The organism is Scytonema millei VB511283 (genome assembly GCF_000817735.3).
GTDB lineage: Bacteria > Cyanobacteriota > Cyanobacteriia > Cyanobacteriales > Chroococcidiopsidaceae > Chroococcidiopsis > Chroococcidiopsis millei_B.
Map to the genome: position 1 here is coordinate 86842 of NZ_JTJC03000004.1, position 25331 is coordinate 112172.

Below are 25331 nucleotides of genomic sequence, written 5' to 3' on the forward strand. Positions count from 1 at the left end.
TTACTTATAAAACCTAATGAACACTCTAGTTCTCAGTACTTTCGATCTTAATGGTGGAGCTGCTCGCGCTGCTTATCGCTTGCATTTAGGTTTGCAAAGTGGTGGATTAAACTCTAAAATGATGGTGCAGTATAAGTCTAGTAATGATAAAACAGTTCTCGAACCTTCAAATAAGTTTGGGAAGTGGGTTAACAGATTGAGACCGAATCTCGATGGGCTGCCATTGCAATTTTACCCCAAGCGCAACTGCAACATTTTTTCTTGTCAATGGCTTCCAAACTTGCTCGAATCAAAATTAAAGCACCTTTGCCTTGACGTAATTAATCTTCATTGGAATTGTGGTGGCTATTTAAGTATTGAGAGCTTTGCTAAATTCAAAATACCTTTAGTCTGGACTATCCACGATATGTGGGCATTTACAGGGGGTTGTCATTACAGTCAAGGCTGCGATCGCTATACGGGTTCTTGTGGCTCTTGCTTCCAACTTCACAGTAATAATCCGCACGATCTCTCTCATTGGATATGGCAACGTAAAGCAAAAGCATGGAAAGAATTAGACTTAACTATTGTTGCTCCCAGTATTTGGTTAGCTCAATGTGCTAAATCAAGCTCTTTGTTTAAAGATCTGCGAATAGAGGTAATTCCTAATAGCTTAGATACTCAAAAGTACAAACCAATAGAGCGAGCCATAGCACGAGAAATACTCAATCTGCCACAAGATAAGCAACTTATTCTCTTTGGTGCAGTAGAATCGACTAGCGAACCTAGAAAGGGTTTTCATCTACTTCAAGCTGCTCTACAAAAACTGAGTCAATCTGGATGGCAAGATACAGTAGAGCTAGTTGTTTTTGGTTCTTCTCAACCTGAACATTCAGTTGACTTGGGGTTCAAGTCTCACTATTTAGGAAATTTTAGTGACGATCTTTCACTGGCATTAATTTATGCAGCAGCAGATGTTTTTGTGGCTCCATCAATTCAAGACAACTTACCAAATACTATAATGGAAGCAATTGCTTGTGGTACGCCATGCGTAGCTTTTAATATTGGTGGTATGCCCGATCTGATCGATCATCAAAAAAATGGTTACTTAGCTCAAAAATTGGAAGTCGAAAGTTTGGCTCGGGGTATTTCTTGGGTACTGGAAGATCGCGATCGCTACCAAAGTTTACGCCAATCTGCTCGTACAAAAGCAGAACAAGAGTTTTCTTTAGAAATACAAGCACGTCGCTACATAGAACTTTTTGCAAAAGTTATTGATGAAAAGCTTCGCGATCGAATTACGATTGGATAAGGCTTAAATATAAACATAAATAGTTAAATATTGTTATACGAACATTTTGATTGAATGAATTATTGATAACTGATGACTGAAGTATCGTGCTTTCCAATGTTTGTAAATTTTAATCGTATTTTTTGTGAAGAAAAATCTATGCATAGGAGCCATGAAAGATTAGGTTTAACGATGATGAGATGGTTGCAATTCAAAAATGAAGGCTATAAAACTTGACATGAATTAGAATTTTAAGTCTAGTACTACTTTTAGAACTACCAAGGAAAACTAATTGGTATAGTTCGCTCAAGAAACGATCGAGGTAGATAGAGAAATAGTTTGAAACTTAAATGAGAAAGCACGTGGATCTTAAATTACCTACTCCGATTTCTACAATTTTGATGAGAACCAGCTTATGGCGAAATAACTCCTTTGTCTTACGAGAATTTAAGCACTTTCGTAAAATTGCTATATCAGCAATAATCTTTTCGTTATTTGCAGCAGTCTTTGAAGGAATTACAATTGGTTTTATAACGCTTTTTCTGCAAACGTTTACTACTCCCGATGCTTCATCAATCAAAATAGGAGTTGATTGGTTTGATGTTTGGGTTTTAGGTATAAACACATCAGCTTCTAGCCGTCTTTATCGAGTAGCTATCCTAATTTTTCTCACGGTTTGGCTACGTTTTAGCTTTGTTTATTTAGGTAATTTTACGACTACGCTTGCCGAACTAAATCTATCAAACTGTATACGTCAACGGATTTTCGATCAGTTCCAGAAGTTAAGTTTAAGTTTTTTTCTGAAAAAGCGTGCAGGGGAGTTAATTAATAACATTTACGGCGAAGCTAACCAGCTTAGATTAGCTGTTGGTGTAACTTCTATCGTAATTTCTAGGAGTTTTACCTTATTAGTGTATACAATATCGATGTTTTGGCTGTCTTGGCAACTGACAGTTATTTCGATTCTCATGTTTGTGCTGCTAGCAATAGGTTTATCTACACTAGTAAAACGGGTAAGAGAAGCTAGTTTTGAGGCTGTAACATCTACTCATAACTTTATGTCAATGGTAATGGAATACATTACCGGCATCCGTACTGTTCAAGTATTTGCAGCTTACGATTTTGAGTTTCAGCGGTTTAACAAAGTTACTACGGAATTGATGCGTACTCATGCTAAATCCGCAGCTGCCGCCGCACTAGTACAACCAATTACCGAAGCTGTAGCTAGTACTATTCTTCTAGTTATGTTAATTGCAGCAGTTGCAGTATTTGTGGCAAGTGGTAGGCTAGAAATAGCCTCATTACTAGCATTTTTATTTGTTTTATTGCGAACTGCACCAGTGGTAGCACAGATCAATGCAGCTTGGGCGCATGTTAATAGCTTTCAAGGCTCATTAAATAGTATTAAGCAGCTCTTGAAAACCGATGATAAACCTTATTTGCAAAATGGTACAGTTCAGTTTTCAGGATTAAAGCAATGCATTGAGTTTGTTGCTGTAGATTTTGCCTATAATCCTCATCAACTAGTGCTACAAGATATCACATTAACAATGAAGCGAGGACAAATGACAGCATTAGTTGGTGCTTCTGGTGCTGGCAAGTCCACCATAGCAGATCTTCTTCCCCGTTTTTACGATCCTACAAGAGGAAAAATTCTGCTTGATGGAGTCGATTTACAAGATTTCGACATCAATACATTGCGGCGTAAGATAGCTATGGTAAGTCAAGATACGTTTATTTTTAATACTTCTGTCCGTAACAATATTGCTTACGCTATGGAAGATGTTGATGAAGCTGCGATTCAAAAAGCGGCTCAACTTGCTAATGCACTGGAGTTTATCCAAAATCTACCTAAAGGTTTCGATACACAATTAGGAGATCGAGGAGTTAGGCTATCTGGAGGTCAACGGCAGCGAATTGCAATTGCTCGTGCCTTGCTGCGCAACCCAGAAATTCTGATCTTGGATGAAGCGACGAGCGCGCTAGACTCCGAAGCTGAGCGATTAATTCAGGAATCTATAGAACAACTTGCTGTAGGTCGAACAGTAATTGCGATCGCTCATCGACTCTCTACAATTGTCCGTGCTGATAAGGTGGTCGTGTTAGAGCAGGGACGAATTGTAGAGCAGGGAACATATAAAGAGTTATTAGAACGACGCGGTAAGCTTTGGAAGTATCACCAGATGCAACATCAGACGAATTGAACTCATACAGTTAAACTCATATAGAATCAAATCTAGTGTTTGAGCAAGTAGAGTAGTAAGGCTATTTTTATTAAATAATCGAGCAATAAAAAATTGAGTTTTGACTCAAAAAGAATAGGGAACAGCTTCTGAGAGAAAGCAACTACACTTGACTGAACAAAGGAGCATAGCTGATGTCTAGTAGACGTGATGTAACATTTATCATTGTTTCCTACAATTCAGATAAAACATTGGAATCATCGATCAAGTCCTGTCTTGCATCTGTTCAAAAATACTATGCAAACACAGGGGCGGTTGTAGTTTACGACAATGCTTCTTCCGATAATTGTCCTCAAATTATTGATAAATTTGCTAACAAGTATCCATCTATTTTTACAGGTATTAAAAGCAATGAAAATGTAGGTTTTGGGAGGGCTAACAATAAAGCCGTTCAACTTTCTCCTAGTAAAACATACTTTTTAATCAATCCTGATGTTGTATTTGAACCCGAGATCGTTAATACCTTAACTGCGACATTAAATTCAGCAAATGATATTGCAATCGTCTGTCCTAAACTTCTCTATCTAGATAAATCGATTCAGCCTTCGATCCGAAAATTCCCTTCCTTTACTTATTTTTTACTAAGAAATTTACTAGGTGAAAGATTACAGCAGCGTTTTTATCCATTCAAGTACTACTATGATATAGCACCAACTTTAGACAGCGCCGTTGAGGTTAACTGGGCTATTGGTGCTTTTATGGTTGTTTCACAAGATTATGTAGATAGATATGGTTTATTTGATGAAAGGTTTTTTCTGTACTTTGAAGATGTGAGTTTGTGTGTAGATGCATGGCTCAATGGGTTTAGGGTAATCTTTCAACCTCAAGTTTACGCGCTACACATGTACCAGCGTGTAAGTACGAGTTCAAAATTCAATTACATGAAGTTACTACACACAGTGTCAGCACTGCGATTCTTTGCAAAGTACAGACCATATAAGAAGAGGTGGCAATTACTAACTCATTTACTTGAGTTAAATTTGAGTTTGAAGACTCCTTTTAGATTTCTACTACTAACAAGACGTTGGATTTAACTCAAGAAATCAAAAGTATGAAATTGAGCGACACAGGGAGCAGGGAGCAGCAATCTACAAAAAAAACTTGAATTGGGGGATACAAACCCCCTAAATAACAAATAATTATGTCAAGATTACGAACATAAGAGACAGTTGGGAGTCCGCGCTTTCAATCCTATGCTTTCAAGCATAGGTTCTCTGCTCCTTTTGAAATCCCACAATCCCGTATCTCCTTTGTAGAGGCATTATGAACAATCTCTTTAAATCTGAAAGACACGGATGCAGTGAAGAAACAATACGAACTGTATTGGTAACAGGTGGAGCTGGTTTTATTGGTGCAAATTTCATCCTTCAAGCTAGAGGAGCGCAATGGTATAACGTAGTTAATCTAGATAAGCTGACCTATGCCAGTAATTTACAAAATTTGACAGCTTTAGAAAACGAGCCTGGATACTGTTTTATCAGAGGTGATATTGGCGATCCCCAGTTGGTAAGTCATTTATTACAGCAATATCAACCTGATGCAGTCATTAACTTTGCTGCCGAAAGCCATGTCGATCGCTCAATTTTAAATCCCTTAACTTTTGCTCTCACTAATGTAACGGGTACGCTTCAGCTACTGGAAGCTTGCAGAGCCTATTGGCAAAAATTACCACTCCACAAACAGGAGAGATTTCGCTTTTTGCAAGTGTCTACTGATGAAGTTTATGGCTCTTTGAGCATAACAGACTCACCTTTTTGCGAAGACAATCCTTACGCACCTAATAGTCCCTACGCAGCATCTAAAGCGGGAGCCGATCATTTCGTGCGGGCATACTACCATACGTATGGTTTACCTACCCTAATCACAAATTGCTCGAATAATTACGGTCCTCGTCAGTTTCCAGAGAAGCTGATTCCTTTAACGATTCTCAATGCTATGGAAGGACAGCTTTTGCCGATATACGGTGACGGGCAGAACATTAGAGACTGGCTGTACGTATCAGATCACTGTGAAGCCCTTCATCTCGTTCTACAACAGGGAAAAGTAGGTGAAACCTACTGTATTGGGGGTCAGAACGAACAAACAAACTTAATGGTTGTGGAAAAAATTTGTACGATTTTGGACGAATTGTTACCTAGCAAACCTAATTTTTCTCATTCTTCCTTAATTACTTTTGTTAAAGATCGACCAGGACACGATCGCCGATATGCGATCGACTGTACTAAAATGAATCGAGAGTTAGGCTGGAAACCAACCGAGAGTTTTGACACTGGTTTACTAAAAACAGTGCAGTGGTATATTAATCATCCTCAGTGGGTAGAGCAGATCCGCACAGGAGCTTATCAAAGCTGGATCGAGCAAAATTACACTGATAGAACAGTTAACTACTTATCTGTGTAGCGATCGCAACACAAACGTAAGCCAACCGAACTTTTCTGTATCGACAAGTTTCAATTGCCCGTCCATAATCAAAACAATACGTTATTTCTATAGCAGGGAGCAGAGAGCAGGGAGTAGGGAGCAGATAAAAAAGACTTGGCTGATATTGCTTATAGACTAGTTGAAATGTCTTAATCTCTCCGATCGTTGCTGTAAGTGGAACTGTAGCTAAAAATAACTGTACTGCTTGTATACATACTCGTAGATTTGAAACGATCGAGTAGTGACAAGATGAAAATACTGGACTTGCATAAATTGGACTTGTATAAACATGGAGGCGTGCAATTTGAGCAGATATTTGTTCACATCAGAGTCTGTAACAGAGGGGCATCCTGACAAAATTTGCGATCAGATTTCGGATGCAATTCTGGATGCTCACTTAAGCCAAGATCCCACGAGTCGCGTGGCAGCAGAGGTAGTCGTCAATACTGGCTTAGTACTAGTAACAGGTGAAATCTCCTCGAAAGCAAAAGTGGATTACGTCAAACTAGTCCGACAAAAAATTGCTGAGATTGGCTACACTGATGCAAATAATGGCTTTTCTGCAAATAGCTGTTCGATCTTAGTTGCTCTAGACGAACAGTCACCAGACATCGCTCAAGGTGTCAACAAAGCACAGGAGTACGAACAAGGCGATAACGAAGATGATTGGAGTGCTATTGGCGCTGGCGATCAAGGAATTATGTTTGGCTATGCTTGCAAAGAAACTCCTGAATTAATGCCACTGCCGATTAGTCTAGCTCATCGCCTTGCACGGCAGTTAGCCAAGGTGCGAAAAATGGGCAAGCTTTCGTACTTGCGCCCTGATGGTAAAACTCAAGTCACAGTTGTTTACGAGAACGGTCGTCCTGTAGGCATAGATACGATTTTAATTTCTACTCAACATTCAGAAGCAACAACCTTAGGCGAGATTTATCAAGGGTTGCTACTAGAAGTCGTCGAACCTGTATTTGCCGATCTCGATATTCAGATCGATAATTCCACTCGTTTTTTAGTCAATCCTACAGGCAAGTTTGTCATTGGTGGACCCCAGGGAGATTCTGGACTCACTGGACGCAAAATTATTGTCGATACTTACGGCGGCTACTCGCGGCACGGTGGTGGTGCTTTTTCGGGTAAAGATCCTACTAAAGTGGATCGGTCGGCAAGTTATGCTTGTCGTTATGTAGCCAAAAATATTGTCGCTGCTGGCTTAGCCGATAAATGTGAAGTACAGCTCAGCTATGCGATTGGCATGAGCAAACCAGTGAGTATTTTAATTGATACCTTTGGAACGGGCAAACTACCTGAAGAAGATTTGCTCAATTTGGTCAATCAAAACTTCGATCTACGACCTGCTGGTTTAATTCATACCTTCAACATGCAAGGTTTACCTCAAGAACGCAACGGTCGTTTCTATCAAGATGTAGCTGCCTACGGTCACTTTGGTCGAATGGATTTGGATTTACCCTGGGAACGCTTGGACAAAGTTCCACAATTGCAGGAAGCTATTACAGTTCAGATGTCAGCATGACCGAGCAATATATCAAATCCGATCGCGTCAGTCGCAGCAGCTTCCATGCAGCAGTTAAATCGGGGGAGTTTTTAATCACTGCTGAGGTCACTCCTCCAAAAGGAAGCGATCCGACTCGCATGATAGAAGTGGCATCAGCTCTGAGAAATTGGGTTCACGCAGTTAATGTTACAGATGGTAGCCGCGCAGTTTTAAGAATGAGTCCTTTAGCTGCCGCAACGATTCTGTTGCAGCACGGAATTGAGCCAATCTGTCAGATGACGTGCCGCGATCGCAATCAAATTGCGATTCAAGCCGATCTGATGGGAGCTAATGCTCTTGGCATTAACAATATCTTGGCTCTTACAGGCGATCCGGTAAAAGCAGGAGATCATACCCAAGCTCGAAGCGTGTTCGATCTAGAAGCTGTAAGGCTCTTACAAACTATTACGAAACTCAATCAAGGATTTGATTATAACGGAAAAGGTTTGTGTGACGGAGCAACAGAGATCTTTCCAGGAGCAGCAGTCGATCCACAACTTGCTAGTTGGTCGGGATTGCAAAGACGTTTTGAGCGTAAGGTTGCAGCAGGAGCGCAATTTTTTCAAAGCCAAATGATTGTTGACTTTAGCCGCTTAGAGAAGTTTATGAGTCAAATTGCGGCTAAATTTAACAAACCAATTTTAGCTGGAATTTTTTTACTGAAATCTGCAAAAAATGCTCAATTCATTAATCAATACGTTCCAGGCGTGAATATTCCCCAAGCAATAATTGCTCGGTTGGAACAAGCTACCGATCCATTACATGAAGGTATAGTCATTGCAGCAGAACAAGTGCGATTAGCTCGTCAGCTATGCCAAGGCGTTCATATAATGGCGGTTAAACGAGAAGATTTAATTCCTCAGATTCTTGAAATAGCTGAAGTTTCACCTCAGAGTAAAACTGTGTTGAATGTAGCAAATACTACTCGAATAGCATTATTAGAGCCAACACTACGTTTACATAGCCCCAATATAAGCGATCGCACAAGGTTATGAATGCTTCACCTACAACATTAATTCCCTCCACAACTTCGGTAGAGACAGAGGAAATATCTGCTTGCCCTAACTGTAGGAGCAACCAACTAAATATTTGGTGTAGAGCTTACGATAGACTGCACAAAAGTAGTCAGCAAGAATTTATATATTCTAGATGTAAAGAGTGTAATTTAGTCTTTTTATCAGTCAGACCAGTAGAGACAGAAGTTTATAAGTTTTACCCTGAAAATTATGCTCCATATCAAGGAACGCCAAATCAGCAGTTCCAGCAAATAACAAATTTATCAAACGAGCGATCGCTTAGCGATCGGCAAAAATATCACTATGTTCGTAAACTTCTCAAAACCTCATTTAATACTGCTAAAGCTAGTTTAAAATCTCTACCTTTTAAAAAATTTACAATAGAAATTCAAGAATTTTATCAACCCATAGGAGAAGCTGCAAAACTACTTGACTTTGGTTGTGGTTCAGCTCAATTTCTGAATGAAGCTCGCAAGCAAGGGTGGAATACTCTTGGTATGGATTTTTCAGAACAAGCTGTAGAACAAGCTAGCCGAAATGGACATACAGTCTTCCTGGTATCCCCAACAGTATGGAACGAAATAGAGGATGAATCCTTGGATTTTGTGAGAATGAATCACGTCCTAGAGCATCTTTATCATCCAAAACAAGTCTTAACTGCGATTAGACAAAAGATGAAGCCAGGAGCAGTATTACATATTGCAGTGCCAAATCCACATGGAATTTCATCTCAAGTTTTTCGTTCCCAATGGTGGGGATTAGAATGTCCAAGGCATATAATGCTCTACTCTCCTCCAGTCCTAAAAGATTTTCTCATTCAACTCGGTTTTTCTAATTTTAAGGTTTTTCATGAATCGATTACGAAAGACTTTGCTAGAAGCTTAGGTTATTTTTTATACGATCGCGGTCGCATATCTGCTAACGAAGTTGAAACTATGATGCAACACAAGTTTCTATCTGCTCAACTCTACCTTCCTATGAAAATTGCAGCAATCTGTAAAGCGGCTGATAGATTTCACATCTTTGCAAAAAAGTAATCGCACTACTTTATGCTTTCACCTACAATCGCTTGGAAACCAGTCGGACATATTAATACACCTAGTTCAAGACTTCGATGCTTTTTACCATGCCAGTATTTAAGAAATAGAGGTTGGTCTTGCGAACTATTTAGCTCTAAAAACATCGATCGCTATCAGTTAGTTGTGTTTCAAAAAACATATGATGAAGAAAATATAGGACTTGCAAAATCCTTAAAAAGTAAAGGTATAAAAACCGTATTTGACTTATGTGATAACTTGTTTGTTTATCCTGATACAGTAGATAGACAAAGAGAAAAGTTACTTCAAAGCATGATCGATACTGTAGATGCAGTATCGGTTTCAACTCCAGAAGTTGAAAAGTTAATCCATAGTAAAAACACGCAAGTTATTGATGATGCTATTGATGAACCTCAAATAAATTCTCTGATTAATTTTTGTTTTAAACGCAAGAATTATTTTAAAAATTCTACTGAGCAGCAATTTAAAGTAGTTTGGTATGGTAGTGCAGGATTAGAAAATCCTCCCTACGGCATAGTCGATCTACCTAGCGTGTTACCATTTCTAGATAAGTTACATTCTACATTACCAGTAAGCTTAACTGTAATCAGTAGCTCTGAAACTCTTTTTAAGAAATATGTGAATGGAGTTTCATTTCCCGTAAAATATTATAACTGGAAAAAAGCTACATTCCAATATTTGTTCAAACAGCATGACGTATGTATTATTCCAATAAATATCAATCCTTTTACAATTTGTAAATCAAATAATCGACTAATTTTGTCTCTTTTGTTAGGGGTTCCTGTTATTGCAGACAAGATTCCTAGCTATGAAGAGTTTCGCGATTTTATTTTATTTTCTGATTGGCAAAATAGTTTATACACTTATGCCACAAATAAAGAGCTACGGCATCAACACATTGCTCAAGCACAAAAATACATTAATATGAAGTATAATAAAGATAGAGTTATATCACAATGGACTTCTTTGTTTCAAGCGCTTCTATAGTTTTTTGCTTTTAAAACAATAGATGAATTACAAAAAGCTGAAAAGTATAAATTTTTGATGCATCATATATACTCTTGTAAAAGATAAGTCATTTTTATAAAATCCATAAAATAAAATATAAATATTTTTTATTGTCGATTATCGTAAATTTATTAAGCGCTATATATTTTTCTCGAACTCAATTTATTCAAGCTCTAGTAAAGAGAGTTTATTATGACACAAGATGAGCGAGTAAGAGTTTTTGTTGGCTCTGGTGAAGCAAGTCTTTTGGAGCGTAAAACCTTAATTCATTCTCTTCGCAAAAGTACTCAACGTCCTCTAGATATTTATGTTTTTAATGGGACGCATAACTCAATTGAATTAAATGATGGAGAACCTTTTTTAGCTCCAATGTCTTTAAAGGTTAAATACAAAAACATAACTGAATTCAGTCTTTACCGTTATTTAATTCCCGAAGTTTGTAATTTTCAAGGTAAGGCAATCTATCTAGATTCGGATACTATTTGCCTGACAGATATCGGACAACTTTTTGACACCCTTGTATCGGACTATGATTTTCTAGCAAAAAAAGATGCTTATACTAGAACCGATCTCTGGGGACTCAGCGTTATGCTAATTAACTGCGATCAGTGCCGATTCGATCTTGAATTAATTCTGGATGAAATCGATCGCGGCTTTTATTCTATGGTAGATTTTACAGGTATGAGTCAGGCTTTTCTAGAGCGCCATTCCTACAGAATTGCTGCACTCGATCCTCAGTGGAATGTTTTTGACTTTTGGGATCGACGCACTCATCTGATCCACTATACAAATCTTCACACTCAACCGTGGAAATATCAGAATCATCCTTACGGTGAGTTATGGTTTGACTATTTTAAAGAAGCTCTGGAATCTGGCTACATTACTGTAGAGGATATCAAATTGAGTATAGATAGAGGCTATGTCAGACACAATTTATTAAAAGGTAACTTCTCAGCGGTAGGAAGTTCGGTAAATTTCCTCAAGAAAGCTTTTCACTTCATGAAGCCACTGCTTGCAGAAAATCGGAGACGACTTGGCGTTTTTAATCAGCCAGCTTAACTTGTCCTCTCTCAAAGTTGTACTCTCTCAAATCTCATATGGGCTTTTTATAGCCGCAGGTTAATAATGCAACAAATATTGAGTCAGCCTTACCTCAAACAAGTTACCGATCTCCTGAAATTAGAAGCGGAGGCGATCGCGCGTGTGGCGCATCGGCTTCAGTCGGAACAGGTCGAACAAGCAGTACAGCTATTGGCTAATTGTCAAGGCAAAGTCGTGGCGATCGGTGTTGGCAAGTCAGGAATTGTGGCACGAAAAATTGCAGCTACTCTCACTAGCACGGGGATACTAGCAGTTTACTTGCACCCGTCTGATGCTCTGCATGGAGATATCGGAATTGTTTCTGCTGGGGATGTCGCTGTAATTCTCAGTAACAGTGGAGAAACAGATGAAATCTTAGGCATACTACCATATCTTAAATATCGACAGATCCCTTTCATTGCCTTGGTTGGCAATCTCAAGTCAACCCTCGCGCGTAGTGCCGATGTTGCATTGGATACATCTGTTGACAAAGAGGCTTGTCCCTTCAACTTAGCACCGACAACGAGTACTACAGTTTCCTTGGCACTTGGGGATGCATTGGCAATGACACTGATCCAAGTTAAGGGTTTCACTTCACAAGATTTTGCTTTCAATCATCCCGCAGGACGCTTAGGCAAACGTCTAACTTTAAGAGTTTGCGATCTGATGCATGGTGGTTCGGACAATCCCAAAGTTGTACCACAAGCATCTTGGTTTGAAGTACTGCGTGCGATTAGTGAAGGTGGTCTTGGCGCGGTGAACGTCGTTGATGATACAGGATATCTAGTCGGCATTATCACGGATGGAGACTTACGGCGTTGGTTGCAAAAGGTCAGCCTAACTAATATAGAAACCTTAAGCGCAGGCACGATGATGACAAGCAATCCAACGGTAGTTTTTCCCGATCTCCTTGCTTATGATGCACTGCAACTAATGGAAAATCGACCTCACCAGCTTTCCGTGTTGCCAGTGGTCGATCGAGAACAGCAATGCCTTGGTCTGCTGAGGCTACATGATATTGTGCGTAACGGTCTCTAAAAACTGCTTGATGTTTCGCTTCTGGGAATAGTTGAAATGAAAATTTTGGCAGTGATTCCAGCTCGTTACAACTCACAGCGCTTTCCTGGCAAACCCTTGGTAAAGATTGGCGATCGCCCTATGGTGCAATGGGTTTATGAAGCGGCAGTCAGTTGTCCTTCATTTAGTCAAGTTGTGGTAGCTACGGATAATGCAGATATAGCAGAGTGCGTGTGGAGTTTTGGGGGTGTTGTGGAGATGACTCGTACTGACCATGCTACAGGGACAGACCGAGTCGCGGAGGTAGCGGAACGTTATCCCGAGATGACTGCGATCGCTAACGTTCAGGGCGACCAACCGTTTGTCACTCCGCAAATGCTAACACAGCTAGTCAAACCTTATTTGCGCGGTAACTCGCCAGACATGACCACTCTAGCTTGTCCTCTAGCAGAGAAAGACTACGGCGATCCTAACGCAGTTAAGGTACTATGCGATCGGCGCGATCGCGCTCTTTATTTCTCTCGTGCGCCAATTCCTTACTATCGCAACCATACACCAGCACCTGTCTTTCATCATTTGGGACTCTATGCTTTCAGGCGTGATTTTTTAGCAAAGTATAGCAAGTTAGCGCCTACACCACTAGAAGATTGTGAAGGGTTAGAGCAACTACGTGTTTTAGAGCATGGTTATCAAATAACTGTCTGCCACACTCAAACATCTACAACTGAAATCAATACGCCAGAGGATCTGTTACAGGTTCAGGTATTGCTAGCTAAAAAAGCCATTCCAGTTCAGACTGATGCAATCAAAGCCAGAATTTTAGAGGCTGAATAAATGAGTTCTAGTAAAACAATTAAAGTTCTGACACTGTCAAAGTACTATCCTCGTGACAATGGTTTTATCCCTGAGAACCAAAGCAACATTTATGCTTGCATGGACCCGCCTGTTGAAGCTGTTGAAGCAGGGAAGGCGATCGCTTTACCTCATGGTAAGTTTAAGATCGATCTCATTCTAAAACAGTTGCCTTCTGGGTGGTGTCCCGATCTAGTTTCCATCAGTTCGACTTTAATGCTGGTACAGAATCCACCGATCCCTGTGGGAATTCCCAGCTTAACGTGTCCATCAGTGATGAAGCTAATTGACAGCCATCATATGCCTCGCCCAATTCAAAACTTGATTGAGTATGCTAAGTTGGTGGGCTGTCAATATCATTGGACGGGCTATACTCGCCATCACATTCATTTTTTTGTTGAAGCTGGTTTACCGAATGTATTTTGGATGCCAGGAGCGATCTCAATTCCTCCCTACGTACCAGAACCAGTAACAGACAAAACTTACGATGTAATCTTTCGAGGTGCTGTCGATAGTAACCACTATCATCGTCGTGAGTTCTTAAAGTTTTTACAGGAAGCCGAAATAAATGTAGATTTTAGTGGAAGTCCTTATGCAGAATGTTTGGATATATACGTTCAGTCCAAAATCGTGCTGAATTGTAGCTTAAATGGAGATCTGAATCGACGGGTTTATGAAATACTTATGGTAGGAGGTTTTTTACTAACCGATCGCCTCGCTCTACAGTCTGGTCTTCCTTTGCTGTTTCAAGAAGGAGTACATTTAGAGTGTTACGGCTCTAAGCAAGAACTACTCGATAAGATAAAATACTACCTCAACCATCCCGATGCAGCAGCAGAAATTGCTCGAAAAGGGCATGAATTATTCATGGCAAAATATCATCCTGAAATTCTTGTCGATCGGTTTAATCAGATCGTTTTCAATGGAGAAAATATTCCACCAATTTTCTCGGCTCAAGATGATGTCAGAGTCACTAGTATCGCGAGTAGAAATATTAATGAAACCGCTTTTTATTCAAGATTAAAAATTTACGAGCTGCTACAGGAACTCCACAGATTAAATTTTGAAATCGATCTGCTTTATTATCAAAGTAAAAATGAACTGTTGGTTGCAGATTTATCCGACTTACCCAAATTTCAGATTACATTGGTCAATTCACCAGAAGAGCTTGCTAATACCACAAAAGACTTTGAAGTAATAATAATAGATCTACCTAAAGAAGTATCACATATAGAGCCTTTGATCGAGCAGCTCAATCCATGTATATTGGGCTGTAGTTTATTTCTAGTTTTAGGTAATTCTTCGAGTGCAAAACAAAAGAAATTGAATTTCTTGCTCAAATCCAAAGGATTAGTACCTACTCAATTCGTTGAAAGAGAAACTAGCACTTACCTGGCTTATCAACGGCAGTCTGAAGAGACTAAAACTTTATCCCGAACGAAAAAGCTGAATTTAGAGTTGTTTTGCTATTCTGATATAGAAGACTATAATAATCCTTTGAATAATAGATCCAGTAGTATAAAGCAAGTAGTTAAAAATTTAGTGCGTACAATTAGTTTGAGAAACTTTTAAATGAATTAACTACATATACGTACGCGATCGCTAATAAAATAAATATTAAACTAAGGCTAATGCAATGACTTCTTCAGACACAGAATCTATTGTAGTTGTATGTGCTGCTGATAACAATTATGTAATTCCTTTATCTGTGACATTCAAATCTATACTTGCAAATCTTAAAAATTCACAAAGAGTAAGTTGTTTTGTAATTGATGGTGGTATTGAAGCAGTTAACAAACAGAAAATCTTAAAGTCGCTGGACTCACAACAAATTATTATTGAATGGTTGCAGCCTACTGACGCTATTCTCAGTAAAGTGAAAGTTTCAGGTCATGTTACAGTTGCAACATACTATCGGTTACTTATTCCCGATCTATTACCGCAGCAAATCAAGAAGGTAATTTATTTAGACTGTGACTTAGTTGTCAACGAAGATTTACAAAAATTATGGACTATAGATATTGATAATAGCTATCTACTAGCAGTTCAAGATATGGGAATACGTGAAGTATCAAATCCTCGCGGTGGACTTCATAACTATAAAGAATTAGGAATTCCTCCTCATTCTAAGTATTTAAACGCTGGAGTGATGGTATTTAACTTGGAAAAGTGGCGAGCAGAAAATATCAGCACCCAAGCCATTGAGTATCTTGAGCAGAATAAAGAACATGTTTTAAACTGGGATCAAGACGGAGTAAATGCAGTTCTTGCAGGTAAATGGAGAGAACTCGATCCACGGTGGAATCAAACTCCTAGCGTGTATAAATATCGGTCGTGGAAAGACAGTCCTTTTACTGAAGAGATGTATAAATCTGTGATTCAACAGCCTTACATTGTTCATTTTGCAACCGCTATCAAGCCTTGGCATTACTACTGCGAACATCCAGCGAAAGATTTGTTCTTTCAGTATCTCGATCTAACATCTTGGTCGGGTTGGCGACCTAAAAAACCATTGAAATACATAATAAGGTTAGGCTTACGACGATTTAGAGAAAATATAAAATCTCTGCTCAAGAGCTTTGCATGGCATCTATCTCTTTCACGGTAATTAGAAACCTCTTGAGATTTGTCCAGGGGAACTACTATTCAAGTGAGTACATGGAGTTGTTGCCTGCGTTCAGATTCGATCGCTTGAGAAGTATTTTTAACGCTCGTATAAAAAACTGAACTTTTCCATATCGACAAACTTTTGCGATTAAATCAGCATATAGATATTGCATACGATTGATTGTTCATTTTTGGCGGTCTCTTTTAGTTTAAAAGCTAATTGTTATTTAGTCATTTTAAAACAAACATAAATATTAATTTCTTTAAGGTGTTACCTTTTGAAACGAAGAATGGATATCACCTAGAAAATTTGTCTAATCGCTATCTACAAAAAGAGAGCAGTTTATGGCTTGTACACAAATTACAGACACCCTTTCAATTGGTGATGGCTATCCATTAACTCTAATTGGTGGTCCTTGCGTTATTGAATCAGAATATTTTACTTTAAAAATGGCAGAAAAAATTCGCCAAATATGCGATCGCTTGGGTATTTCTTTTATATTTAAATCTTCTTTTGATAAAGCCAATCGTACGTCGTTAGACTCGTTTCGAGGTCATTCTCTAGAGGCAGGGCTAGAAATTTTGCAACTGGTCAAAGATAGAATCGGAGTGCCGACTTTGACGGACATTCACGAAAGTTATCAAGCGGCAACTGTAGCTGAGGTCGTTGACGTGTTGCAAATCCCGGCTTTTCTCTGCCGTCAGACAGACTTGTTACTTGCAGCAGCAGCTACGGGTCGAGCTATCAATGTCAAAAAAGGTCAGTTTCTCGCTCCTTGGGATATGAAACATGTCATTAGCAAACTCGAAACTGGTGGGACAAAGCGTATTCTATTGACTGAGCGAGGTACGAGCTTTGGTTACAATACCTTGGTGGTAGATTTTCGCTCTTTGCCCCAATTGCGGAGTTTTAATTATCCTGTTGTCTTCGATGCTACTCATAGCGTGCAATTACCGGGAGGACAAGGTAGCAAATCGGGGGGGCAAAGACAATTCGTTCCCTACTTAGCGAGGGCAGCAGCGGCTGTTGGTATCGATGCACTATTTATGGAAGTTCATGCAAACCCTGACTTAGCACCTAGTGATGGACCAAACATGATTCCTTTAGTAAACCTCGAACATATTCTCAAACAAATACTATGTGTACGTGCCGGTTTAGAAATTGCTAGCCAAGCTGAGTTCAATGCTTAAAATCACTGAGCCTGAGTTACAATCACGTCTATTGAAGATTAAGCTTCTAGCGCTAGATGTTGATGGCGTGTTGACAGATGGTGGTCTTTACTATACGGAGAGTGGAGAAGAACTGAAGAAGTTCAACATAAAGGATGGTCAAGGACTAAAAAAATTAAGGCAATCTGGCATAGAGGTAGCTATAATCTCAGCTAACTCTTCAAAATCAACGCTTCATCGTAGTCAAAAATTAGGAATTACTCATAGTTTTATCAATGTAGAAGATAAGTTGTCTGTACTAAAAGATTTGTGCGTACAGCTAAGCTTATCTCTATCCGAAGTTGCTTATGTTGGGGATGATGACAACGACCTGCTAGTATTACAAACGGTAGGGTGTCCTTTTACAGTTGCTGATGCCATGCCTGAAAATAAAGCTCGCGCTATATACGTTACTAGAAAGTCTGGTGGGCAAGGTGCAGTTAGAGAAATCTGCGACCTTTTGATAAACTCTCGTTTAAACTTCAAAAACCAGTTTATTTGCGCTTGAAGAAGATGGATACTCCAACAAAGCTAAAGCGACTTGTGGCTTGCCAGGGTAGCATTCAACTCATCACGGCTATATCAGCGCTGACTTGCCGAGAGAAAGAGCAACAAGATACGAACGTTGAATATGATAACTACTTAGTGATTTACGACCTTAGAACTCCTGAAAATCAGAGTAATACATTTGCTAATTTCATCAAAAAGATGGCAGAAGAAGTCTGTACTTGGCGGGAAATTGTGTATATCCAGCCCGAGCAAATGCAGGCACTCCAGGCAAAGCTAAATCTTGTGAGACTAAATCTTGCAAATATTCAGCAAGTTTTCTCTTTAGTTCACAAATTAACTGGTATTTCATCAGCAGATGAAATTTATCTAAGTAAAAACTACGATATCTGGGATCGACTTTTGCTAAATGTTTATGAATCGGCTAAAAAAATCTGCTACGGAGATAGTATTGGATTGTATCTTTCAGCTTCTTCTACTGTCCTTCAAGTTGAGCCGAGAAGTTTAACTTATAAATTAAAGCGATTATTAAAATCATTTATATTTACCAAGAATTCGCTCGACGAAATAAATTTTGATGTCGGTTATTTCACAATATCTCATTTTAATACTTTGAGCGAGCCTCCTCCTATGGAAGTGGTTACGGTAAACAAAGCAGTTACACTTAATATTTTCCAAAGATTAAGAGGAGTTGTCGGAAAGGTCGTAGACTCAGACTACATGAATAACCTACGTACAAAGCTTGCAAACAACTCTGTATCCATTTTGCTGACCTCAAATTTTTCTGAGGCAAGTAGAATGTCTGAGGAAAATGAAATTAATGCATATCAAAAGTTTCTTAAAATTCATAAACGAGAAGATAATACAGTCTTGATAATTAAGCCACATCCAAGAGATAGCGCACTTAAAATAGAAAAATTACAATATAGCCTAAATGGACTCTTTTCAGAAGTGATAGTAATTTCTGAGCTAAGTTGGTTTTTTCTCCCTTTTGAAATCTTTTTAATGGAAGTATTTTTGGATCGAAACTTAGTACCTCATTGTGATATAAAAATATTTGCATTTAGTTCTGCTTGTTTATCTTTAAAATTTCTTTTTAATCTTCCTTGCATTATCGGTTTTGGTAGTGATATTACACATCAATCATTTTATGAAGAACAAGTCAATAAAAGAATACAGCATGAATTAGAGCTTAATTTTTTACTTCAACAGATATAGGGCGATCGCCCCATGAAATTTAAGATTAGTCATGCAATCTATTGTATTCTTTAAGACTTCTTCTATCATTCTAAAACACTATGGAAATAAGCAAAAGAATTAACTCGACACAAGCAAGTGGTAGAAGCGAACAATTGAATTACTTTCGATACGCTTTAATTTTATACTGCTTGATAGTTCTATTTGTAATTCCATTTAGATCTTTTTTTCCACATGCCAAACTATTTTTACCAATAATTGCTTTTGTTTTAATTTTACAACTTATTGTTTATAAGACTAAAATAAAGCTTATAGACACTATAATTGTGTGTTTGATTTTAATAGCTTCTTCATTACCAGTGTCATCTTTAGTTTTGTTTAGATACACGCTACCTATATGCTTTATTCTTATTGGTTTTAATGATAATAAACCTACATTACTTAAAAGAAACTATCTTACTATATTATATTGGATTTGTTTGCCTTCAATTCTTTATCAACTAGTTGTATATAGAAACCAGTTTTTTGATGGTGTAGCGAGGATTACTTTAAGTGTTGGAGACCACAACATATCGGGATTATTTATGTTGTTATTCTTCTTCTTTTGCTACAAAAATAAATTTAGAATTGGTATAGTTTTATCGCTTCTTTGTATAGGTCTTTTCCTGAGTCGAAACTATTTTATTAGTATATGCGTCTTTTATTTGATTTTGTTGTTTGAAGTTCCATTCTCAAAAATAATCAGCAAAATTCACTTTGCTTATATTTTTATAGCTGTTAACTTTTTAGTAATCTTACTCAGCTATTATTGGATTACAAACGTAGAGACTTCCAGTTTATTATACGATAGTGGCGCTAGTCGTCTATTTTCTTTTAATTCTTTTAATGATAGTTCTAATTTAGACAGATTTGAAGCAAACGTTTTTCTAATTCAATCTTATTTAAACAATCCAGTACTAGCTCTCCAGGGTTATAGAGATACTTACATAAGCGTGTTTCAACCACTTCGTTTATTAATACATCAATCGTTTCTTGAAGTTTTTGCCTATACTGGGGTTCCCTTTAGTTGCTTGTATTTTTTCGGTTTTGTAAGAGTCGTTATGCGGTTTTATCATAAAGATAATTTTAAATATATTTATTCATATTTAACTTTTACTTTATTTTTACATAGCTCTTTACAAGGAGCAACACTCACGCTTTTTATCTTGATTTTAAGTTTACCTTCAAAAAGTAAGAGATTACACCCATATTAAAAATCTAAAATTTATTAATGAAATCGAGCTATTTGCATATATGCTTCAAGTTTAGCTATCTCAACATAGCACTTTTATGAAAATATCTATTGTTACTCCGGTTTTCAATTCTGTAACAACAATTGAAAAAACGATACTGAGTGTGATTTCTCAAAAAAGAAACTTTCCCTTAGAATATATTGTAATTGATGGTGGTTCGACTGATGGTACTATTCAAGTCATAAACAAGTATGCAGACCAGATAAATTTGTTTATTTCAGAACCAGATCGTGGTCCTTATGATGCCATGAATAAGGGAATAAACCATTCAACAGGTGATGTTATAGGCATAATTAACTCTGATGATTGGTATCACGATAATGCGATCGCAACGGTCGAGCAAGAATTTTATCGAAATCACGACATTTCCGTTCTCTATTCACCTATAACAAATTACTATAAAGGAGAATATGTTGCTACTTTCGTTCCTGGCGATCTAGATAAACTTTTACTTAGATTTACGCTCAACCATCCATCTTGCTTTATTACAAAGTCAGCATATAACCTAGTAGGTTTATATAACTTAGAATATTCGATCGCAGCAGATTACGATCTGATTCTTCGCTTATTTGTATCTGGCGTAAATTTTCATTACGTAAGTACGCCACTTGCCTCTTATTCATTAAGTGGAATGAGTTCTTCTGCCAAACCCTTTGATAGAATTAAATTAATTCGGGAGTGCTGGAAGATTAGCTGTAGCCATTCTAGCCAATTATCTAGGGATATGGAGCTTCAGCGATGGAACGTATATAGAGCCTGGGTTTTCAATGAGTTATTTGCGCTCCCAACTAGGTATTTTCTTAAACCTCCACTAGCTAGAAAGCTGAAATCTTTTCTAAGTAGATATCTTGGAAAGCCAGTATCGGATACTTATGGTAAATGGTAGTTTTTCTATGTCAAGAATCTTGTTTATCTCTGCCCAGGCTCCCACTAACCAATATCCACAAGCTGGACAAAGGATTGCCTTTACACATCTTACAGAATATGCCATTGCTAGTGAAGTCGTTGATGTAGTAGTTATAGCTAATAAAGGTGAGGTGGACGCTGCCAAAGATTTAGTTGCAAAATTTGGTAGTAACCTCTACACATATCCACTCAATCAGTTCAATAAAATTACTAATTGCTTAACTCATTATCAAGTTCCCGTGAAGTTTGCTTCTCGTCTTATTAATACAGTTGAGAGAAGCATTCAAAAACTTATCATGACTAATATTTATGATACGATTCATTTTGAATGTTCTCATGCTGCTATATATTTTGAAGCCATTGAAAAGTATATTAATCCTACTCAAACGAAGACTGTAATTAGCTTAAGAGATGTGTGGACTCAAGTTTTTTTAAGACAGTCTGTCAGTAATTTTTTCTATGGTATTGAAGTAGCTAGAACTTTCCATTATGAACGGCAATTATACTCCCGTGTCGGTGAGTTATGGGTATCATCTACCAAAGATCGCGACCTTTTAACTTCTTTATTTTCTATACCCACTGCAAGGATTACTATCAAGCCTCACCAAGCTAGTTGTTTTGTGTATCGAGTGCAGCGTTGTTTAGAAAAGATAGAGAAAAAAAGTCTCTTGTTCTGGGGAGCTATAGGAAGACCAGAGAACGAACAAGCAATTCTTACCTTTGTCGAGCAGTGTTTTAAGAAGCTGGTTCAACACGATGGAGATTTTAAACTTTACATAGTAGGCTCCAATCCTTCTCAAAAAGTTTTGGCACTTGCTTGTAAACAGATTATAGTTACAGGATTTGTTGAAGATCCAACTGAGTTTTTTGAAAAAGCTGAAATTGGAATAGTTCCTCTATCTAAGGGAGGTGGGATTAAACTAAAAACCCTAGAAATGCTAGAAGCTGGCTTGCCAGTTATTGCTACTGCTGTAGGTGCTGAAGGAATCGTAGATCGGCGGAAAAAATTAGTAGTGAGTGACAATTTTGAAGAATGGTTCGATTTGATCCGCATAATGATAAGGTAAAGCTTTTTTGGCTCCACTTTATTTTTCTAAATTGCCTTCTGCTTTTAATAAGGTAGCAGAGCGATTTGCATTGCTGACAGCAGTTCCTATTTTGTTAGAACGTAGCTTAACTAAATTTCTAATAAAGTTGGCTCGGGCAAAATCGGGAGCAATTTCTATAGCGCGATCGCAATCTTTCAACGCTGCTACTAGATAATTTAATGCTAAATTCACTTCAGCTCTTACAACGTAAAAGTGTGGTTCGTCAGGTTCGAGAAGAATTGCTTTTGTGTAATCAGCCTTTGCTGCTCTCAAGCGATTACTCTGAAAGTAAAGTTCTCCTCTTTCTATATAGGCCAAAACATTTTCTGGATTCTGTTTAATTACCTGACTCCAATCCGCGATCGCTCCTGAAATATCACCTAGATTTTTTCTAACCCAAGCTCTATCTGCGTAACAGTACATGCATTTACGATCTCGTGATATCGCTATATTATAATGTTCTAAAGCAGATGATAGTTGTCCGAATTGAGATAGCAACGCTCCGCGTTTATGTTGCAAAAAATGCTCATCAGGACACAACTCGATGGCGCGATTGTATTCAGAAAAAGCTGCGGCTAATTCTCCAAAAGATTCTAAAATCTCTCCGCGATATATATAGGCAGCAACAACGTTTTTAGGATTAGTCTTATCTAGATGAATTACCGCTGCATAATCATTTAATGCTGCTTGTGTTTGAGCTAATTTTTTGTAAGCATTGCCTCGATTCAAATAAGCAATAGCAAAATCAGGGTTAAGTGCGATCGCTTGAGAGAAATCAGCTACCGCAGCACGATAATCTCCAGTTCTCACCCATATGTAGCCTCGATTCAAATAGCTATCACTGCGATCGGGTGCAATATCAATAGCCGTAGAAAGGTCTTTTAGTGCCGCTCTATAATCATTTAAGTAGCTATAAGCATTTGCTCGATTAACATGCGCTTGAATTTTATTTGACTCAACCTCGATTGCTTTAGTAAAATCAGCAATAGCAGCTTCAGCATTCTGCTTTTGATCTAGGTAAGTTATGCCTCGGCAAATATAAGCTTTATAGTGTTGCGGATCGAGTCTTATGGCTAGATCGTAGTCAGAGATTGCTTTATCTGACATTTTTAAAATACTATAAAGGTTGCCTCGATTGTATATAACTTCTACTAAACTCGGGTCGAGCTTAAGAGCTTTGTTAAAATATAAAAGTGCTGTTTTAACATTACCTTCAAATAAGGCATGTAAACCATATTGCTTGTACTGCCAAGCTTGAAATTCTTTTACCATAATTGACTTGGATACTTCGACTAAATATGTAAATACTTTGACTCATAGATCGGATTTGTCTTTTTCTAAGAACAATATATGTATTACATCTGACGGAAATGATAATACTCCTGAACTTTTCTGTATAGACAAACTTTATCTATCAAGAGAACATATTAGTATGACACCAATCTAAGTGTCAAAGTTCTCTTATATAGAGGTGATTTAGCACTACACAATCTACAAGTTGTTAAGAGAAGACACTCAGAGTTAACTCTGACAATTTTAGTAAATAGAAAACGTTTGTTTCAGTTTCGTTTGTAGAAGTATATTGAACGAGTTTTTCAATCTCCTCTTAGCTATGCGATCGCAGCAAAGCTTAATACTGTAAGTGACAAAACTTATAGCTTTACTAACTTATGAGGTGAAATAGTCTTCAATGTGATGTATTTAACTAAATTTCTCATGTAACTAATATTACTTTTCTCAATTTTCTGTAGCCTTTCAGTTGCAAACTGCAAAACTCGATCCGCTCGTCCATCCCAAGTAAAATTATGTACTTCTTGAAAAGCACGATTGGCAATAGTATTAGCTAATAAAGGATTATTCAACAGAGTATCTATTGCTAATTTGAATGAGAGTGGTTCATCAGGTTCTGCCAACAGTGCATTTTCTCTGTGTCGCAATACTGTTGCTATAGTTGGTAAAGCTGAAGCGACAATTGGTCTTTTAGCAACCATATAATCAAATAGCTTCAACGGACAAGTAGCTTCAGCCAGTTCCCAATACTTACTGGTAGGAAGAATTAGAATGTCTGCGGCATATAGATATAGTGCTAGCTCAGATTGTGGTACGTGACCGAAAAATTGTATGTTTTGTAAATTCATCTGTTGGCAAGTTGCTTTTACCCGGTTGATATCATCAATCCATCCTCCTACTAAAACAAATTTACATTCTGGCATCAAACTAGCAGTTTTCAAAATTATTGGTATTCCTTTATAATCGTACAAATGCCCTGAATATAAGATAATTTGACTGTCTTGTTGTAAAGATAACTTTTGGCGGGCTAAAGATTTACTCTGATAAGGAAGAAAATTTTTAATGTCTACGGCATTAGGAGCTACCAATGTTTTTTCAGGAAGCAAACCATGATTTAAGTAGTTCTCTGCAAGTTGAGGTAATGTGGTAACAACACCAAGCAAGTTCTTGTTATCGAATAACTCTTTACATGTAGAACTAAGTTTTTCTGAAACTGGTTCGTGCCATTCCCAAAGTACAGGTATACACATTCTTAGCAAAATTTCAACCACAGGAAACGAACGAGTGTAAATTAAGAAAGGAGCTTTAAAACAAGCGTATAAAATAGCCAGTTTATAAAAGATAAAATTTTCATAATTTTGGGGGAAAGGATACTCGATCTTAATATGTAGCGGTAGGCGAACTAGTTTAAATTTACAATACAAACCATACCAATCTTGAAATTCTGAGTCTATGCCTTTTAAAACCGAAAAAATATCTCCGCTAGTGACCAATTCAAAATTTTCAACTTTTTGAGAAAAAGCCTGCGCCATTTTAGCAGTTTGAATTGAGTGAGCCATTTTTGATGGTAGGTTTCCTTTAGACACATAAATTAGAGACTTTAGCGTTTCCATTTTACTTTCTTCGATAGGTAGTTTTTTGATGATACCAATGATTAATACAGGCAAAACCTATATACTATTATTTGTATTTCCATGCTTAACCTTTCGCTTTGATAG

At 37.8% G+C, this 25331-nt stretch carries 20 protein-coding genes; 18 read left to right on the plus strand and 2 right to left on the minus strand.

Annotation, left to right across the window (positions count from 1 at the left end; translation table 11 throughout):
• Window positions 1–16 precede the first annotated feature (16 nt).
• The 18 genes from QH73_RS15445 (at window position 17) to QH73_RS15530 (ending at window position 22302) form a co-directional block, all read left to right on the plus strand.
• A complete protein-coding gene (locus QH73_RS15445; protein ID WP_039717238.1) occupies window positions 17–1291 on the plus strand; it encodes a glycosyltransferase family 4 protein in 1275 nt (424 codons plus the stop codon).
• Window positions 1292–1620: 329 nt separating this feature from the next.
• A complete protein-coding gene (hepA, locus tag QH73_RS15450; RefSeq protein ID WP_039717237.1) occupies window positions 1621–3474 on the plus strand; it encodes a heterocyst formation ABC transporter subunit HepA in 1854 nt (617 codons plus the stop codon).
• Between the two features lie 173 nt (window positions 3475–3647).
• Window positions 3648–4547, plus strand: a complete 900-nt coding sequence (locus QH73_RS15455; protein ID WP_039717236.1) for a glycosyltransferase — start codon at window positions 3648–3650, stop codon at window positions 4545–4547.
• Between the two features lie 277 nt (window positions 4548–4824).
• Window positions 4825–5913 (plus strand): dTDP-glucose 4,6-dehydratase, encoded by a 1089-nt coding sequence (gene rfbB, locus QH73_RS15460; RefSeq protein ID WP_039717802.1) that lies wholly within the window; start codon window positions 4825–4827, stop codon window positions 5911–5913.
• A 325-nt stretch (window positions 5914–6238) separates the two neighbouring features.
• Complete coding sequence (gene metK / locus QH73_RS15465; protein ID WP_374189038.1) at window positions 6239–7465, plus strand: methionine adenosyltransferase; 1227 nt, start codon at window positions 6239–6241, stop codon at window positions 7463–7465.
• The gene (locus tag QH73_RS15470; RefSeq protein ID WP_039717234.1) at window positions 7462–8481 is read left to right on the plus strand and encodes a methylenetetrahydrofolate reductase; all 1020 of its coding nucleotides are present in this window, start codon (window positions 7462–7464) and stop codon (window positions 8479–8481) included. Before metK ends, QH73_RS15470 begins: the two co-directional genes overlap by 4 nt.
• On the plus strand, window positions 8478–9539 hold the full coding sequence (locus QH73_RS15475; protein ID WP_039717233.1) for a class I SAM-dependent methyltransferase: 1062 nt from the start codon (window positions 8478–8480) through the stop codon (window positions 9537–9539). Before QH73_RS15470 ends, QH73_RS15475 begins: the two co-directional genes overlap by 4 nt.
• 12 nt (window positions 9540–9551) lie before the next feature.
• Complete coding sequence (locus QH73_RS15480; RefSeq protein ID WP_132867135.1) at window positions 9552–10547, plus strand: glycosyltransferase; 996 nt, start codon at window positions 9552–9554, stop codon at window positions 10545–10547.
• A 213-nt stretch (window positions 10548–10760) separates the two neighbouring features.
• Window positions 10761–11627: a glycosyltransferase gene (locus QH73_RS15485; RefSeq protein WP_039717231.1), complete on the plus strand. Its 867-nt coding sequence runs from the start codon at window positions 10761–10763 to the stop codon at window positions 11625–11627.
• 66 nt (window positions 11628–11693) lie between these two features.
• Window positions 11694–12686 carry a KpsF/GutQ family sugar-phosphate isomerase gene (locus tag QH73_RS15490; protein WP_039717230.1) on the plus strand — a complete coding sequence of 331 codons (993 nt, stop codon included), beginning with the start codon at window positions 11694–11696 and terminating at the stop codon, window positions 12684–12686.
• Between the two features lie 36 nt (window positions 12687–12722).
• On the plus strand, window positions 12723–13499 hold the full coding sequence (kdsB, locus tag QH73_RS15495) for a 3-deoxy-manno-octulosonate cytidylyltransferase (RefSeq protein ID WP_039717229.1): 777 nt from the start codon (window positions 12723–12725) through the stop codon (window positions 13497–13499).
• Window positions 13500–15089 (plus strand): glycosyltransferase family protein, encoded by a 1590-nt coding sequence (locus QH73_RS15500; RefSeq protein ID WP_132867137.1) that lies wholly within the window; start codon window positions 13500–13502, stop codon window positions 15087–15089.
• A 64-nt stretch (window positions 15090–15153) separates the two neighbouring features.
• Window positions 15154–16125, plus strand: coding sequence for a glycosyltransferase family 8 protein (locus QH73_RS15505; RefSeq protein ID WP_039717228.1), 972 nt, complete (start codon window positions 15154–15156; stop codon window positions 16123–16125).
• 344 nt (window positions 16126–16469) lie between these two features.
• Entirely contained in the window at window positions 16470–17315 is an 846-nt protein-coding gene (gene kdsA, locus QH73_RS15510; protein WP_039717227.1) for a 3-deoxy-8-phosphooctulonate synthase, read from the plus strand.
• Window positions 17308–17841 carry a KdsC family phosphatase gene (locus QH73_RS15515; RefSeq protein ID WP_039717226.1) on the plus strand — a complete coding sequence of 178 codons (534 nt, stop codon included), beginning with the start codon at window positions 17308–17310 and terminating at the stop codon, window positions 17839–17841. Before kdsA ends, QH73_RS15515 begins: the two co-directional genes overlap by 8 nt.
• Before the next feature lie 5 nt (window positions 17842–17846).
• Window positions 17847–19058 (plus strand): polysialyltransferase family glycosyltransferase, encoded by a 1212-nt coding sequence (locus QH73_RS15520; RefSeq protein ID WP_039717800.1) that lies wholly within the window; start codon window positions 17847–17849, stop codon window positions 19056–19058.
• A gap of 1308 nt (window positions 19059–20366) precedes the next feature.
• Complete coding sequence (locus tag QH73_RS15525) at window positions 20367–21215, plus strand: glycosyltransferase family 2 protein (RefSeq protein ID WP_039717225.1); 849 nt, start codon at window positions 20367–20369, stop codon at window positions 21213–21215.
• Between the two features lie 7 nt (window positions 21216–21222).
• Window positions 21223–22302: a glycosyltransferase gene (locus QH73_RS15530; RefSeq protein WP_039717799.1), complete on the plus strand. Its 1080-nt coding sequence runs from the start codon at window positions 21223–21225 to the stop codon at window positions 22300–22302.
• Window positions 22303–22320: 18 nt separating this feature from the next.
• On the opposite strand, the gene QH73_RS15535 is transcribed toward QH73_RS15530, so the two are convergent.
• Complete coding sequence (locus QH73_RS15535; protein ID WP_039717224.1) at window positions 22321–23595, minus strand: tetratricopeptide repeat protein; 1275 nt, start codon at window positions 23593–23595, stop codon at window positions 22321–22323.
• 380 nt (window positions 23596–23975) lie between these two features.
• Window positions 23976–25280 (minus strand): glycosyltransferase, encoded by a 1305-nt coding sequence (locus tag QH73_RS15540; protein WP_236147042.1) that lies wholly within the window; start codon window positions 25278–25280, stop codon window positions 23976–23978.
• Between the last annotated feature and the right edge of the window lie 51 nt (window positions 25281–25331).

What these genes read in the sequence shown, in the direction of transcription:
- QH73_RS15535 (WP_039717224.1), bottom strand. Translation starts at nt 23,595, where the DNA reads ATGGTAAAAGAATTTCAAGCTTGGCAGTACAAGCAATATGGTTTACAT.
- QH73_RS15475 (WP_039717233.1), top strand. Translation starts at nt 8,478, where the DNA reads ATGAATGCTTCACCTACAACATTAATTCCCTCCACAACTTCGGTAGAG.
- kdsA (WP_039717227.1), top strand. Translation starts at nt 16,470, where the DNA reads ATGGCTTGTACACAAATTACAGACACCCTTTCAATTGGTGATGGCTAT.
- QH73_RS15445 (WP_039717238.1), top strand. Translation starts at nt 17, where the DNA reads ATGAACACTCTAGTTCTCAGTACTTTCGATCTTAATGGTGGAGCTGCT.
- kdsB (WP_039717229.1), top strand. Translation starts at nt 12,723, where the DNA reads ATGAAAATTTTGGCAGTGATTCCAGCTCGTTACAACTCACAGCGCTTT.
- QH73_RS15485 (WP_039717231.1), top strand. Translation starts at nt 10,761, where the DNA reads ATGACACAAGATGAGCGAGTAAGAGTTTTTGTTGGCTCTGGTGAAGCA.
- QH73_RS15470 (WP_039717234.1), top strand. Translation starts at nt 7,462, where the DNA reads ATGACCGAGCAATATATCAAATCCGATCGCGTCAGTCGCAGCAGCTTC.
- QH73_RS15490 (WP_039717230.1), top strand. Translation starts at nt 11,694, where the DNA reads ATGCAACAAATATTGAGTCAGCCTTACCTCAAACAAGTTACCGATCTC.
- QH73_RS15520 (WP_039717800.1), top strand. Translation starts at nt 17,847, where the DNA reads ATGGATACTCCAACAAAGCTAAAGCGACTTGTGGCTTGCCAGGGTAGC.
- QH73_RS15500 (WP_132867137.1), top strand. Translation starts at nt 13,500, where the DNA reads ATGAGTTCTAGTAAAACAATTAAAGTTCTGACACTGTCAAAGTACTAT.
- QH73_RS15505 (WP_039717228.1), top strand. Translation starts at nt 15,154, where the DNA reads ATGACTTCTTCAGACACAGAATCTATTGTAGTTGTATGTGCTGCTGAT.
- QH73_RS15515 (WP_039717226.1), top strand. Translation starts at nt 17,308, where the DNA reads ATGCTTAAAATCACTGAGCCTGAGTTACAATCACGTCTATTGAAGATT.
- QH73_RS15455 (WP_039717236.1), top strand. Translation starts at nt 3,648, where the DNA reads ATGTCTAGTAGACGTGATGTAACATTTATCATTGTTTCCTACAATTCA.
- QH73_RS15480 (WP_132867135.1), top strand. Translation starts at nt 9,552, where the DNA reads ATGCTTTCACCTACAATCGCTTGGAAACCAGTCGGACATATTAATACA.
- hepA (WP_039717237.1), top strand. Translation starts at nt 1,621, where the DNA reads ATGAGAAAGCACGTGGATCTTAAATTACCTACTCCGATTTCTACAATT.
- QH73_RS15525 (WP_039717225.1), top strand. Translation starts at nt 20,367, where the DNA reads ATGAAAATATCTATTGTTACTCCGGTTTTCAATTCTGTAACAACAATT.
- QH73_RS15530 (WP_039717799.1), top strand. Translation starts at nt 21,223, where the DNA reads ATGTCAAGAATCTTGTTTATCTCTGCCCAGGCTCCCACTAACCAATAT.